Consider the following 12,729-nt stretch of genomic DNA (forward strand, 5'->3'; position numbering starts at 1 on the left):
ATCAGGAGAAATCCGTCCAGCTGAGATGCCGCGCATCGAGGTCGCCGAGCGCGACCGTCTCGCGCATCTCCTGCGGCGTATGAAAATGGCCGCGCAGATACACCAGTGGCTTCGCGGCATCCGAATGGGACACGCCGCGCACCTCGCCGACGAAGATCGAATGCGTCCTGGTTTCGAATTCCTGCGCCAGCACGCAGTCGAAGGCTGCGACCGCGTCGGTCAATACCGGCGCGCCGGTTGCGCCGCGCGTCCACTGCCCGAACGCAAACCGGTCGTCGCCGTTGACGCCCTTCTGGCCGCTGAAGGTCAGCGCCAGCATCGCGTGATCCTCGTGCAGGAAGTTGATCGCGAAGGCGCCTTCCTCGCGGATGCGCGTATGCGCACTGGCATTGCGGTTGACGCACACGATCAGCGAGGGCGGATTGTCGGACAGTGAGCAGGCCGAGGTCACCGTCAAACCCGTGCGCTTGCCGTGCTCGGCGCCGACCGTGACCAGCGCCACGGCGCCGGCGCACTGGCGCATCGCCTGCTTGAAATCCTTCGCGTCGACGCTCACGCGGAAATCTCCGAAATGAAAGCGGGTGCGGCAGGATCGCGCCGCACCCGTATTGGGTCAAGCTGCCTTCTTCGCGGAGCCGAGATGCGTCAGGCGCGGCATCACCTCGTTCTTGAGCAGCGAGAGCGAATGGTGCCAGGCTTCGGCCTTGTGCTTGTAGTCGAAGCCGAACACCAAGAGCACGCCGAAGCCGCCGACCTCGTCGTAGATCTTCTCGATCTTCTCGGCGACGGTCGCGGGCGAGCCGACGATCCAGTTCCGTTTGGCGCAATATTCGACCGTGACGTCGCTGTCGGGCACGTCGGGCGCGTGCTTGAGGTAGTCCTTGAAGCCGAAATGGCCGAGCAGTGGCAGGAAGTACTCATGCATCATCCGGCCCATCATGTCGCCGGTCGACAGCTTCCAGGCCTCCTCGTCGGTATCGGCAACGAACACCTCACGCACCAGGCGCCAGTCCTGCCGGTTCGGCTTGCGGCCGGTCTTGGCGGCGCCGATCTCGACCGAGTCCCAATGGCTGCCGACATAGGCCGGGTTGAGATTGAGGCTCATCGGGATGAAGCCGCGCTCACCTGCGAGCTTCAAGGTGTCTGAGTTCTTCGATAGCCCGGCAACGCCGATCGGCGGATGCGGCGCCTGCAGCGGCTTGATGTGGGGCTTGAGGAAGTCGAACATCGTGTCCGGCTTGGTCACCGTCCAGTATTTGCCCTTGTGGGTGAACGGCGCCGGCTCACTCCAGAGCTTCAGGATGATCTCCAACGCCTCGCGCGTCATGTCGCGGTTCTGACCGCTCATGCCGTCGACGTTGAACATCGCCCAGTCGCTCGGCAGGCCGCTCGCCGCGACGCCGAAATTGAGCCGGCCCTCGGACATATGGTCGAGCATCGCGACGCGGTTGGCGAGCTCGGCCGGGTGGTGATAGGGCAGCAGGAAGCCGCCCGGCCCGATGCGCAGGCGCTTGGTCTGCATCAAGGCCTGCGCGATCAGGAGGTCCGGCGTGGGATTGGGTTCCCAGGGCGCGGTGTGGTGTTCGCCGACCCAGGCCTCCTGATAGCCGAGCTCGTCGAGCCAGCGCATGACTTGCAGGTCCCAGTCGTTCCCTTCCTTCAGACCGCACTCCGGCGGATGCGAAGGCATCGTGAAATAGCCGATCTCCATGGGTTTCCTCATCTGATGTTGACGCGTCTTGCTGCGCGGTTCACGGACGTGAGTGGAGAGGCTTCAGCAAGGCGTGTGCCAGCGCGGCTCGCCCTCGGACTTGCGAGAAAAGGCTGGTTTGCGGCCGCAATAGCCGATATCCCGAGGCAGATTTGCAAAGCGCCGTCTCATTGTCGCGAGACGCCGTCTTGCCTGTGAGACGAGGACACGATGACCGAACCCGCTTTTGTCGCGGTGGACTGGGGCACCAGCAGTTTTCGCCTGTGGCTGGTTGATCGCACCGGCCAGGTTCTGGCCGAGCGCCGCAGCGGCGAGGGCATGCTGACGGCGGCGAAGGCTGGCTTCTCCGCCGTGCTGCAGTCGCATCTCCGCGCAGTCGAGGCGCCCGATCCTCTGCCCGTTCTCGTCTGCGGCATGGCCGGCGCAAAAACCGGCTGGGTCGAGGCCGGCTACGTCGACACGCCGGCGCCGCTCGCCGCCATCCTGAAGCAGGCCGCGCGTGTGCCGGCTGAGGCGCGCGACATCCGCATTCTACCGGGCATCGCGCAGCGCGACGCCAGCGCGCCGGACGTGATGCGCGGCGAGGAGACGCAGCTGCTTGGCGCGCTTGGCCTCGATGCCGCCAGCGAGGCGCTGGTCTGCATGCCCGGCACCCATTCGAAATGGGTGCGGGTGAAGGACGGTACGGTCGCTCGCTTTTCCACCTTCATGACCGGGGAGCTCTTCAGCGTCATTTCGCGCGAGACGATCTTGTCGCTCGCGGTGGCCGGTGCCGATGAGGCCGAAGATATCGCGAGCTTCAAAGCGGCCGTGAAGGCTGCGTACGACGCGCCGGCCTTCGCCGCCAATTTGCTATTCACCGCGCGGTCGCGGCAGTTGCTGTTCGGCGGTACGCCGGCTGCGGCGCGCGAGACGCTGTCGGGCACGTTGATCGGCGCCGAGCTCGCGGCAGGGCTCTCCGGAGCGTTGCCAAAAGCGGGCATTACGCTGATTGCCTCGGGGCGGCTCGCGACGTTGTATCGCCACGCTTTCGATGCGCTGGCGGTCGCCGTGCAGCCGGTCGATGCCGACGAAGCGGTCCGCCGCGGTCTGTCGATGGCCGCTGCGGCGATCTGGACGAAATAGAGGGATTTTTGAGATGAGCGTTCCTTTTCCATCGATGAAGCGTCCGCTGGTCGCGATCCTGCGCGGCGTCAAGCGGGAGGAGACCGAGGCCATCGTCGGCGTGCTGATCGAGGCCGGCATGACCGCGATCGAGATTCCCTTGAACTCGCCCGATCCGTTCCGTTCGATCGGCGTTGCGGTGAAGCAGGCGCCGGCTGGCGTGCTGATCGGCGCCGGGACGGTGCTGACCGCCGCAGATGTCGACCGCCTCAACGATGCCGGCGGCAAGCTGATGGTCTCGCCCAATGTCGATACTGACGTGCTTGCGCGCGCGCATCAGCACGGCATGGTGACCCTGCCCGGCGTGTTCTCGCCGACGGAAGCGCTGCTCGCGGCGCGCTCCGGCGCATCGGGCCTGAAATTCTTTCCGGCCAGCGTGCTCGGCGCATCCGGGATCGCCGCGATCCGCGCCGTGTTGCCCGCGGGCGTGATGATTGCCGCTGTCGGCGGCGTCTCCGACCAGAATTTTGCCGAATACATCAAGGGCGGCGTGACGGCGTTCGGGCTGGGTTCGAGCCTCTACAAGCCCGGCATGTCGGCCGCCGATGTCGCGGTGCGGGCGAAGGCGACGATTGTGGCCTATGATCGGGCGATTGCGAAAGACTGAGCGCGCAATAAACAAGCCGTGATGCCGTCACGGTCGCGCGTTATCCTATCTTGCTCTACCGGCGAGATCAGGAGACCGACATGGCGATCAACAACGTGGCCGATCTGTTCGTGGGAACGCTCGAGCAGGCCGGCGTCAAACGCATCTATGGCATCGTCGGCGACAGCCTGAACGCCTTGACCGAGGCGCTGCGCCGCCGCGGCACCATCGAGTGGATCCATGTCCGGCACGAGGAGGTTGCAGCCTTCGCCGCTGCCGGCGAAGCCGAGATGACGGGAAGCCTCGCGGTCTGCGCGGGTTCCTGCGGCCCGGGCAATCTGCATCTGATCAACGGCCTGTTCGATGCCCATCGCAGCCGCGTTCCCGTGCTGGCGATCGCGGCGCAGATCCCGACCGCCGAGATCGGCGGCGGCTATTTCCAGGAGACACATCCGCAAAACCTCTTTCGCGAATGCAGTCACTACTGCGAGCTGGTCTCTGATTCGAGCCAGCTTCCTTATGTGCTGGAGAACGCGATTCGCGCGGCGGTCGGTCTGCGCGGCGTCGCCGTCGTGGCGATGCCCGGCGACGTCGCCTTCCGCTCGCCGCCGAAGCGCGCACTGTCGACGACACGTGGCCTCGCGTTATCCGCACCGAAGATCGTGCCGCAGGCGGATGAGCTGAAGGCGCTCGCCGATCTCCTCAACCGCGCCGAGCGCATCACGCTGTTCTGCGGCCGCGGCTGCGCCGGCGCGCACGCACCGCTGATGCAACTGGCCGAAACGCTGAAGAGCCCGATCGTGCATGCGCTCGGCGGCAAGGAGCATGTCGAATACGACAACCCTTACGATGTCGGCATGACCGGATTCATCGGCTTCTCCTCGGGCTATGCCGCCATGCACGCCTGCGACGCGCTGGTGATGCTCGGCACCGACTTTCCCTACAAGCAGTTCTTCCCTGTTGATGCGAAGGTCGCGCAGATCGACATCCGCCCGGAAAATCTGGGACGGCGGTGCAGGATCGATCTCGGCCTCGTCGGCGACGTCAAGCTGACCATCGAGGCGCTGCTGCCGCTGCTCAAGTCCAAGACGCAGCGCAGGCATCTCGACGATGCCATCGCGCACTACAAGAAGGCGCGTGAGGGTCTCGACTCGCTCGCCAAGGGCACGCCCGGCAGCAAACCGATCCATCCGCAGTATCTGGCCAAGGTCATCAGCGACCACGCGTCCGACGATGCCGTGTTCACCGCCGATGTCGGCACGCCCACGGTGTGGGCCGCGCGCTATCTCGACATGAACGGCCGCCGCCGGCTGATCGGCTCGTTCGTGCACGGCTCGATGGCCAATGCCATGCCGCAGGCGATCGGCGCGCAGGCCGCGCAGCCCGGCCGCCAGGTCATCTCGCTTTCCGGCGACGGCGGCTTCACCATGCTGATGGGCGACCTCATCACGCTGACGCAGATGAAGCTGCCGGTGAAGGTCGTCGTCTTCAACAATGGCGTGCTCGGCTTCGTCGCGCTGGAGATGAAGGCGGCCGGCTTTGTCGACACCAATGTCGATCTGGAAAATCCTGATTTCGCCGCGATGGCGCGCGCGATGGGCATCTTTGCCAAGCGCGTCGAGGATCCCGGCGAGCTGCCGGGCGCGATGAAGGAGATGCTGGCCCACAACGGGCCGGCGCTGCTCGACGTCGTCACCGCCAAGCAGGAGCTGTCGATGCCGCCGACCATCACAGCCGAGCAGGTCAAGGGCTTCAGCCTGTGGGTGCTGCGCGCGGTGATGAACGGCCGCGGCGACGAGGTGCTCGACCTCGCGAAGACGAACCTCTTGCCGCGCTAACCGCGCTTCACTGACGGCACCGGCAGCCGCTCGTGGCGGCGCTGGAAGCGCTGCCAGTGCAGCACGATGCCGATCAGCAAGGCCGGCAGGAAGCCGAGCGCGATCAGGAAATGCGGCAGCTGCGTCGGCGAGATGAACGCCATGGCGACGTCGGAGATCAGCCAGAGCGCCGCGAACATCACCGCAAAATCGGTGCGTGGGCAGCGCAGATAATAGAACACGGCGGTAATGACGATGGCGGGCCCGATCGCAATCCCGATCATCACCGCCGTCAGCTCTTTCGGCGTCAACGCGTCGAGCACCATCGCCGCCAGCAGCCAGAGCGCGGCGAACATGGCGATGATGTCGAGCGGATGCCGCAACCCAATACCTCTCGCAGGGAACGCGCTATCGTTGTGGCCCGGCCCCCTGCCGTCAAGGGAAAATACGCCTATTCCTCGTCACTTCCGGGCGTCGGGCGCAGCATGAAATGGCCGAAAGCGGTCGCGATCGGCTTGTCCCCATCGTCCTGCCAGGCCCGCGCCTCGAAGGCGACGATGCGGCGGCCTTGTTTCACGATCGAGACATTGGCAATGCTGTCGAGCGCGCGGCCGGAACGCAGATAGTTGACGGTGAGCCCGATCGGCTTGGGCAGCGCGGCGATGCCGAGCTCGCGCGTCACGCCGACGATCGCGGTGGTCTCGAGAAAAGCGCCGGTCATCCCGCCATGGATCGCGGGCAGGATCGGGTTGCCGATGATTTTCGGCGAGAACGGCATGGTCAGCGTGCCGTCGTCATTGATGCGGATGCCGAGGCAGCGTGCGAACGGGCTGCTCGCGAACGGGCCGTCCGGATCATCCGGCGCCTCCAGCGTCGGGATGTTGCGCGCATCCATCCTGCGGTCGGCGAGCATGTTGGTGCGGTTGGCGCCGATCATGAAGCAGGCGGTCGCGGTCGCGACCGGATCGTCCTCGGACTCCTGGTAGGCGGTGGAGCGCACGAAGGCGATCGAGCGCGTGGTGCGGTAGCAGACCGAATGCGCCTTGATGTCGAGGCCCGGCGTTGCCGGCTTCTGGTAGTCGATGCGCAAGTCCAGGGTTGCGATCGCACGGGTGCCGTCGAGCGCGAGTTGCACGGCCATGCCGCAGCTCTCGTCCAGCATCGCGGTGACCACGCCGCCATGCAGCACGCCGGTCTCGGTGTCGCCGACGAAGACCGGCCGGTAGGGCAGGCTGGACCAGGCCTCGCCCGGCGCAAAGCGGTCGAGCTGAAGCCCGCTGATATGGCCGTAATCGGAACGGCGGCCCTTGATCGCCTCGGCGAGTTCCTCGAAGGGGAGCGTGGTCGGTGGAGTGGACATGGCGATGTTCTAGACCAGTGCCGGGCGCGGTGCAAAACCCGAACAGGTCGCCGGAGGCAGTTGGGCCTCGACAGGGCGGACGGAAGCAACGATGGTGGGCGCTTCGTTTGTTCGACCAGCCGCAAGGAGCGCCCATGACCGACCCCGAAACGCCCGCTCAGGGGCCCGTCACCATTTCGAGCTCGAGCTCGGAGCGCGCGCCGATCATCTATTTCGACGGCGCCTCCTGCTTCGGCCATCACAACGGCGCGATCCAGATCGAGCTCGCCGCGAACCTCTTGATGCCGGTCGGCGCCGCGGTCAGGGTCGACGTGGTCCAGACCGCGCACCTGCGTTGCAGCGTCGCCGCAGCGCTTGCCTTGCGTGAAGCGCTCGACAAGGCGCTGGCGATGTTCAAGCAGGGTCAGCAGCAGCCCACGGAGGACATTCCGGCGGTGAAGAACTGAAGGCAGCCGTGTGGGCCCGCACGGTTCGAGACGCGCCGCCAGGCGGCGCTCCTCACCATGAGGGTCTGAGATATCGCCGCGAAATCAGACCGCATCCTGAGGGCCCGCCATCGACGGGCGTCTCGAAGGATGGCCGCAAGCGCGGGGCTTACGAAACGAACGGGCCTGCCTCAGCCGACATGCACCTTCGGCTTCCTGCCGCCGTTCCACTTGCCGTCGAGCGCACGCTCGATCTGGGCGGCGAGTTGTAGCAAGAGGCCGTCATTGGCCTGCTTGGCGATCGCCTGGATGCCGAGCGGCAGGCCGTGGTCTTGCGCCGCCATCGGCATCGAGATCGCGGGCATGCCGCAGAGATTGGCGAGCGGCGTGAAGGCGAAGAAGCGCCAGAGATTGCCGAACCAGTCGAGCACATCGGGATTGTCGGAGATGGTGAGATATTCCTTCGTGCCGACCTTCGGCGTCGGCAGCGCGGTGATCGGCGTCAGGATCACGTCCCACTGCTCGAAGAACGCGCCGAAGCCGCGCGAGGTGGTGTTGAACACGCCCTGCATCTTCGCCCGCTCGGCGAAGCTGGTGTGACGGCCGGCTTCCCAGATGCGGATGTTCATGGGCTCGATCAGATCTTCCGGCGGCTTTTCAAGCCCGCGCGCGGCGAGCATGTTGGAGATCACCACGGCAAAATTGCTGATGTAGCAGGTGGTCTGTGCCGCGAAGGCGGCGCGGAAGTCGAGCTCGGGCAGCGCGTAGTCGACGTGATGGCCGAGGCCTTCGAGGAAACGGCCGGTCTTTTCCAGCTCGGCGGCGATCTCCGGCGTCGCGGTGTAATCGCCCCAGGTGTGGGACAGCGCGATACGGAGCTTGCCCGGATCGCGCTTGATCATCTCCGAATAGGGTTGCGCCGTGGTCCAGAACGGCATGAACTCGCCGGGCGCAGGTCCCCGCGCATGATCGACGAAAGCGGCGGTGTCGCGCACCGAGCGCGACTGGCAGCCCTGGATCGAGACAAGGCCGGTGAGGTCGGACATGTGCGGGGCGAGCGAGAACACACCGCGCGAGACTTTCAGGCCGATATTGCCGTTGACGCCGGCGGGAATGCGGATCGAGCCGCCGCCGTCGGTCGCATGCGCGATCGGCACCACGCCGGCCGCGACCATCGCCGCACTGCCCGCCGACGAGCCGCAGGTGGTGTAATCGGTATTCCAGGGATTGCGTGTGACATAGACGGCGGGATTGTCGGCCGAGCTGCATACGCCGAATTCCGGCGTCGTGGTGCGCCCGATCAGGTTCAATCCCGCCTGGCGAAACTTGCCGGTGAGGAACGTGTCGGCGGCGGCGCGATTGCCGCGCATCAACACCGAGCCCATCTCCTGGAGCCGGCCCTTCATGGTCGGTCCCAGATCCTTCATCAGGAACGGCAGGCCGGCGAACGGGCCGGACAGATTGGCGCCGTCCCTGGCGGGATCGGCGATCACGTCCTCGAACAGCTCGACCACGCCCGACAGCGCCGGATTGACCTTGGCAACGCCAGCGACCGCTTGCCGCGCCAGTTCCTTGGCCGTCAGCTCGCCATTGCGGACGCGCGCCGCCAGCGCGACGCCATCGTGCTGCGCCCATTCATTCCAGCTCATAGGCAAAGTCATGAAGTCAGATCCCCTAAGATGCGGGCGCCACCTTTTTCGCAAGGGCCCGCGTGAATCAACCGAGCCGGCGCGAAGGGCAGGGTTGCGCCGGGCGGAGAGGTCGGCGCGTCATTAAGACAGGCGTGCGATGACCGCAACCGGGCCGCCGCCCGCAGGCCCCTGGTGCTCGGCGCCCGCCGGAAACATAGACCGCGCCGGTGCCGGCAAGGCCGGCGATCAGGCCGCCGACGCGGCGCGGGCGTGACGTGTCGAGCTGATGTCGGTGTCTTCCAGCATGGTGTGGCGGTCGCCGCGCACGCTGCCATCGGGCGAGGCCTCGGCCTTGGCGAAGACATTGACGAGCTCGCGGCCCGGCTGCGGCGTCGTGCCAAGCCCGACACTCGTCAGCGCCGACATCACCGCCGCAGCATCGATGGCGTCGTCCATCACGGCATGCCCGATCTCGAACGTGCTCGCCGATGACGCGGAGTTGCCGAGCACGATGACGACGTTATGCATCAGCTCGATGCCTGACGAGGTCGAGGCGACGTTCGAGAACAGATCGTCGCGTCGCAGCACGTCCTCATCGCGAATATCGGAAGCGATCTCGCCGAGCGCCACCGCAACTCCGAGCGCGGAGGCGCCGCGCGAATAGGCCATCGAGCTGTAGGAGCTCGTCGTCGCCGTCTTGTTGCCGCGCGCTTTTGCCGCCTCGACCCGTTCGCTGGTGAGCAGCGGGCATTTGATCTGGACGAAATGAACGTCAGTGGGATCGGTGATGCCGGCATCCTCCATGGCGGCTTTCACGGCCGTGGCCGTCTCCGTGATCTGCGCGGAGCGGCCAAGCTCCTCGGGCAGGAAATCCCGCGTGTGCGCCATGCCGATGCTGAGCCGCTTGCCCGACATGCCGGCCGGCCGCTCGGCCTCGCGGCGTGTGAACACCGTGATATGCGGGCTGAGCACGCCCTCGGTGCCTCCGGACATCACGAAGGCGATGCGCTGCTCGACTGCCTCTGACGACAGCCCGAGCTTTGGCGCCAATGCCGTGCACAGCGCGGCGACGGCATATTCCCGGGTAAAATCGTTGACGCCACCATTGCCCTCGGTCTTGCCGAGAATGGCGAGGATGGATGTGGGATCGATCGCGCCTGAAACGATCATGGCCATCAGGCCGGAGACGTCGCCCGGGCCCCTGGTGGCGATCTTGAAGACGCCGACCGCTGTTGTCCGCATGATAGTCCCCGTGTGGAGTTCGGTGGTCCGGCAGATCAAACAGGCGCGGAACACGGGGCTGATGTCAAGCCGCAAGCGTTCATCTCTCACCGTCACCCTGAGGTGCGAGCGAAGGGAGCCTCGAAGGGCGACGGCCCGGCTGCATCCAGGCCGCTCATCCTTCGAGGCTCCGCATGGGACGCTATGCGTCCCATGCCTCGCACCTCAGGATGACGAGGTGGCTATCTCGGTCTGCCGCGACGCAAGAGAGAAGCCGCCGACATCCCCACGATTGTGGCGAGATCGCATCGGTCTGGCAAAAAAATCCCTTGTCGACGGTCTGTCGCAGTACCTTGATGAATCAACCCCGGTTGGTCCATAAGCGGCGTCCCGCGGCCGGGTTCGGTTCGCGTCGCGTGCTTGGAGGGAATTCTCGCGTGGCCAATATCAACCAGAAGATTGCGCAGGAGCTTGGGGTTCGGGCCGAGCAGGTCGAGGCGGCGGTGACGCTACTCGACGGCGGCGCCACGGTTCCCTTCATCGCCCGCTACCGCAAGGAAGCGACCGGCGCGCTCGACGACGCGCAATTGCGCACCCTGGAGGAGCGCCTGGTCTACCTGCGCGAGCTCGAGGATCGCCGCAAGGCCATTCTGGAGTCGGTGCGCGAGCAGGGCAAGCTCGATGCCGCGCTCGAAGCATCGATCATGGCCGCCGACAGCAAGGCCCGCCTCGAAGACATCTATCTGCCGTTCAAGCCGAAGCGCCGCACCAAGGCGGAAGTCGCCAAGGAGGCTGGCCTCGAGCCGCTCGCCAATCAGCTGATCGCCGAGCCCGGCAACGATCCGAAGGTGGTGGCCGAAGGCTTCATCAACGCCGAGAAGGGCGTTGCCGATGCCGCCGCTGCGCTCGACGGCGCGCGCGCCATTCTGGTCGAACGCTTCGACGAGGACGCTGACCTGATCGGCGCCTTGCGCGAAGACGTGTGGACCAATGCCCGCATGGCGTCCAAGGTGCGCGACGGCAAGAAGACCGAGGGCGAGAAGTTCGCCGACTATTTCGATTTCTCCGAGCCGCTGACCAAGCTGCCGTCGCACCGCATCCTCGCGATGTTCCGCGGCGAGAAGGAAGAGATCCTCGACCTCCAGATCCAGTCCGAGGAAGCGCCGCCCGCTGGCGTTCCGGGCTCCTATGAATTGAAGATCATGAAGCGGTTCGGCATCGCCGACCTCAAGCGCGCCGGCGACCGCTGGCTGATCGACACCGTGCGCTGGGCCTGGCGCACCAAGATCCAGGTGCATCTCAACATCGATCTGCGCATGCGGCTGTGGAACGCGGCCGAGACCGAGGCCGTCCGCGTGTTCGCCTCCAACCTGCGCGACCTGTTGCTGGCGGCGCCCGCCGGCACCCGCGTCACCATGGGTCTCGATCCCGGCTACCGCACCGGCGTCAAGGTCGCCGTGATCGATGCGACCGGCAAGGTGGTCGATACCACCGCGATCTATCCGCACGAGCCGCAGCGGCAGTGGAACGAGTCGCTCGCGACGCTCGGCCGGCTCGCGATGAAGCATCGCGTCGAGCTGATCGCGATCGGCAACGGCACCGCCTCGCGCGAGACCGACAAGCTCGCGACCGAGCTGGTCAAGGGCCTTGCCGAGCTGAAGATGTCCAAGATCGTGGTGTCGGAAGCCGGCGCGTCGGTCTATTCGGCCTCGGCCTTCGCCTCGGAAGAACTGCCCGGCCTCGACGTCACCCTGCGCGGTGCGGTCTCGATCGCCCGCCGCCTGCAGGATCCGCTCGCCGAGCTCGTCAAGATCGAGCCCAAGGCGATCGGCGTCGGCCAATATCAGCATGACCTCGGCCAGGCCAAGCTCGCCAAATCGCTCGATGCCGTGGTCGAAGACTGCGTGAACGCGGTCGGCGTCGACGTCAACACGGCTTCGGCGCCGCTGCTCGCCCGCGTATCGGGTGTTGGCTCCGGCCTTGCCCAGAGCATCGTGGCGCATCGCGACGCCAACGGACCGTTCAAGTCGCGCAAGGCGCTCAAGGACGTGCCGCGGCTCGGGCCGAAGGCGTTCGAGCAGTGCGCCGGCTTCCTGCGCATCCTCGGCGGCGAGGACCCGCTCGATGCCTCTGGCGTGCATCCGGAAGCCTATCCGGTGGTGCGCCGCATCCTCGCGGCCACCAAGAGCGACATCAAGGCGCTGATCGGTTCTAGCGAGATCGTGCGCACGCTGAAGCCGAAGGATTTCGTCGACGAGACCTTTGGTCTGCCGACCGTCACCGACATTCTGCGCGAGCTTGAGAAACCCGGCCGCGACCCGCGTCCGGCGTTCAAGGCCGCGGTGTTCAAGGAAGGCGTCGAGGAGATCAAGCATCTCCAGAAGGGAATGATCCTCGAGGGCACCGTGACCAACGTCGCCGCCTTCGGCGCCTTCGTCGACATCGGCGTGCACCAGGACGGCCTCGTGCACATCTCGGCGATGTCCAGGAACTACATCAAGGATCCGCGCGAGGTCGTGAAGCCCGGCGACATCGTCAAGGTGAAGGTGCTGGACTTCGAGGTCGCCCGCAAGCGCATCTCGCTCACTCTGCGCCTCGACGACGAGGTCGGCACCAAGAAGGACGCGCCGGGCATGCAGCGCGACAACTCGCGCAACACGAGCCGCATGACCTCGTCGGCGCCGCGCAAGCAGGAATCCTCCGGCGGCGGCGCCCTCGCCGAAGCCATGCGCAGGGCTGCTGAAAAGAACAACGGCAAGCGGGCGTGACTCTTGACCTCTCCCCGCTTTGCGGGGAGAGGTCGGAATTCGCGCG

General features: G+C 66.1%; 10 protein-coding genes and 1 pseudogene. 5 read left to right on the forward strand and 6 right to left on the reverse strand.

Going from position 1 to position 12,729, the window contains the following annotated elements; all coding sequences use genetic code 11:
- Position 1 precedes the first annotated feature (1 nt).
- Both FOM02_RS21095 and FOM02_RS21100 read right to left on the reverse strand, forming a co-directional pair.
- Complete coding sequence (locus FOM02_RS21095) at positions 2–556, reverse strand: flavin reductase family protein (protein ID WP_027563796.1); 555 nt, start codon at positions 554–556, stop codon at positions 2–4.
- Positions 557–613: 57 nt separating this feature from the next.
- On the reverse strand, positions 614–1,711 hold the full coding sequence (locus FOM02_RS21100; protein WP_027563797.1) for an LLM class flavin-dependent oxidoreductase: 1,098 nt from the start codon (positions 1,709–1,711) through the stop codon (positions 614–616).
- A 210-nt stretch (positions 1,712–1,921) separates the two neighbouring features.
- On the opposite strand from FOM02_RS21100, the gene FOM02_RS21105 reads away from it, so the two are divergent.
- The 3 genes from FOM02_RS21105 (at position 1,922) to poxB (ending at position 5,299) form a co-directional block, all read left to right on the forward strand.
- The gene (locus tag FOM02_RS21105; protein ID WP_027563798.1) at positions 1,922–2,836 is read left to right on the forward strand and encodes a 2-dehydro-3-deoxygalactonokinase; all 915 of its coding nucleotides are present in this window, start codon (positions 1,922–1,924) and stop codon (positions 2,834–2,836) included.
- Between the two features lie 13 nt (positions 2,837–2,849).
- Positions 2,850–3,482, forward strand: a complete 633-nt coding sequence (locus FOM02_RS21110) for a 2-dehydro-3-deoxy-6-phosphogalactonate aldolase (RefSeq protein WP_027563799.1) — start codon at positions 2,850–2,852, stop codon at positions 3,480–3,482.
- Between the two features lie 80 nt (positions 3,483–3,562).
- Positions 3,563–5,299 carry a ubiquinone-dependent pyruvate dehydrogenase gene (poxB, locus tag FOM02_RS21115; RefSeq protein ID WP_027563800.1) on the forward strand — a complete coding sequence of 579 codons (1,737 nt, stop codon included), beginning with the start codon at positions 3,563–3,565 and terminating at the stop codon, positions 5,297–5,299.
- On the opposite strand, the gene FOM02_RS21120 is transcribed toward poxB, so the two are convergent.
- Complete coding sequence (locus tag FOM02_RS21120) at positions 5,296–5,661, reverse strand: hypothetical protein (RefSeq protein ID WP_027563801.1); 366 nt, start codon at positions 5,659–5,661, stop codon at positions 5,296–5,298. The genes poxB and FOM02_RS21120 overlap by 4 nt on opposite strands.
- A 68-nt stretch (positions 5,662–5,729) precedes the next feature.
- Entirely contained in the window at positions 5,730–6,638 is a 909-nt protein-coding gene (locus FOM02_RS21125) for a PaaI family thioesterase (protein ID WP_027563802.1), read from the reverse strand.
- Positions 6,639–6,772: 134 nt separating this feature from the next.
- Between FOM02_RS21125 and FOM02_RS21130 the strand changes: the two genes are divergently transcribed.
- A complete protein-coding gene (locus FOM02_RS21130; RefSeq protein ID WP_027563803.1) occupies positions 6,773–7,084 on the forward strand; it encodes a hypothetical protein in 312 nt (103 codons plus the stop codon).
- Between the two features lie 170 nt (positions 7,085–7,254).
- On the opposite strand, the gene FOM02_RS21135 is transcribed toward FOM02_RS21130, so the two are convergent.
- Positions 7,255–8,724: an amidase gene (locus FOM02_RS21135; RefSeq protein WP_027563804.1), complete on the reverse strand. Its 1,470-nt coding sequence runs from the start codon at positions 8,722–8,724 to the stop codon at positions 7,255–7,257.
- A gap of 111 nt (positions 8,725–8,835) precedes the next feature.
- Positions 8,836–9,936, reverse strand: a pseudogene (locus FOM02_RS21140) (ring-opening amidohydrolase).
- A 416-nt stretch (positions 9,937–10,352) separates the two neighbouring features.
- On the opposite strand from FOM02_RS21140, the gene FOM02_RS21145 reads away from it, so the two are divergent.
- Positions 10,353–12,683 carry a Tex family protein gene (locus FOM02_RS21145; protein ID WP_027563806.1) on the forward strand — a complete coding sequence of 777 codons (2,331 nt, stop codon included), beginning with the start codon at positions 10,353–10,355 and terminating at the stop codon, positions 12,681–12,683.
- The last annotated feature ends 46 nt before the right edge of the window (positions 12,684–12,729 follow it).

This window comes from Bradyrhizobium sp. SEMIA, assembly GCF_014844175.1.
GTDB lineage: Bacteria > Pseudomonadota > Alphaproteobacteria > Rhizobiales > Xanthobacteraceae > Bradyrhizobium > Bradyrhizobium arachidis.

Bases quoted from the DNA above. Each gene is read 5' to 3' on its own strand.
- FOM02_RS21100 (WP_027563797.1), bottom strand. From the start codon at position 1,711: ATGGAGATCGGCTATTTCACGATGCCTTCGCATCCGCCGGAGTGCGGT.
- FOM02_RS21105 (WP_027563798.1), top strand. From the start codon at position 1,922: ATGACCGAACCCGCTTTTGTCGCGGTGGACTGGGGCACCAGCAGTTTT.
- FOM02_RS21110 (WP_027563799.1), top strand. From the start codon at position 2,850: ATGAGCGTTCCTTTTCCATCGATGAAGCGTCCGCTGGTCGCGATCCTG.
- poxB (WP_027563800.1), top strand. From the start codon at position 3,563: ATGGCGATCAACAACGTGGCCGATCTGTTCGTGGGAACGCTCGAGCAG.
- FOM02_RS21125 (WP_027563802.1), bottom strand. From the start codon at position 6,638: ATGTCCACTCCACCGACCACGCTCCCCTTCGAGGAACTCGCCGAGGCG.
- FOM02_RS21130 (WP_027563803.1), top strand. From the start codon at position 6,773: ATGACCGACCCCGAAACGCCCGCTCAGGGGCCCGTCACCATTTCGAGC.
- FOM02_RS21135 (WP_027563804.1), bottom strand. From the start codon at position 8,724: ATGACTTTGCCTATGAGCTGGAATGAATGGGCGCAGCACGATGGCGTC.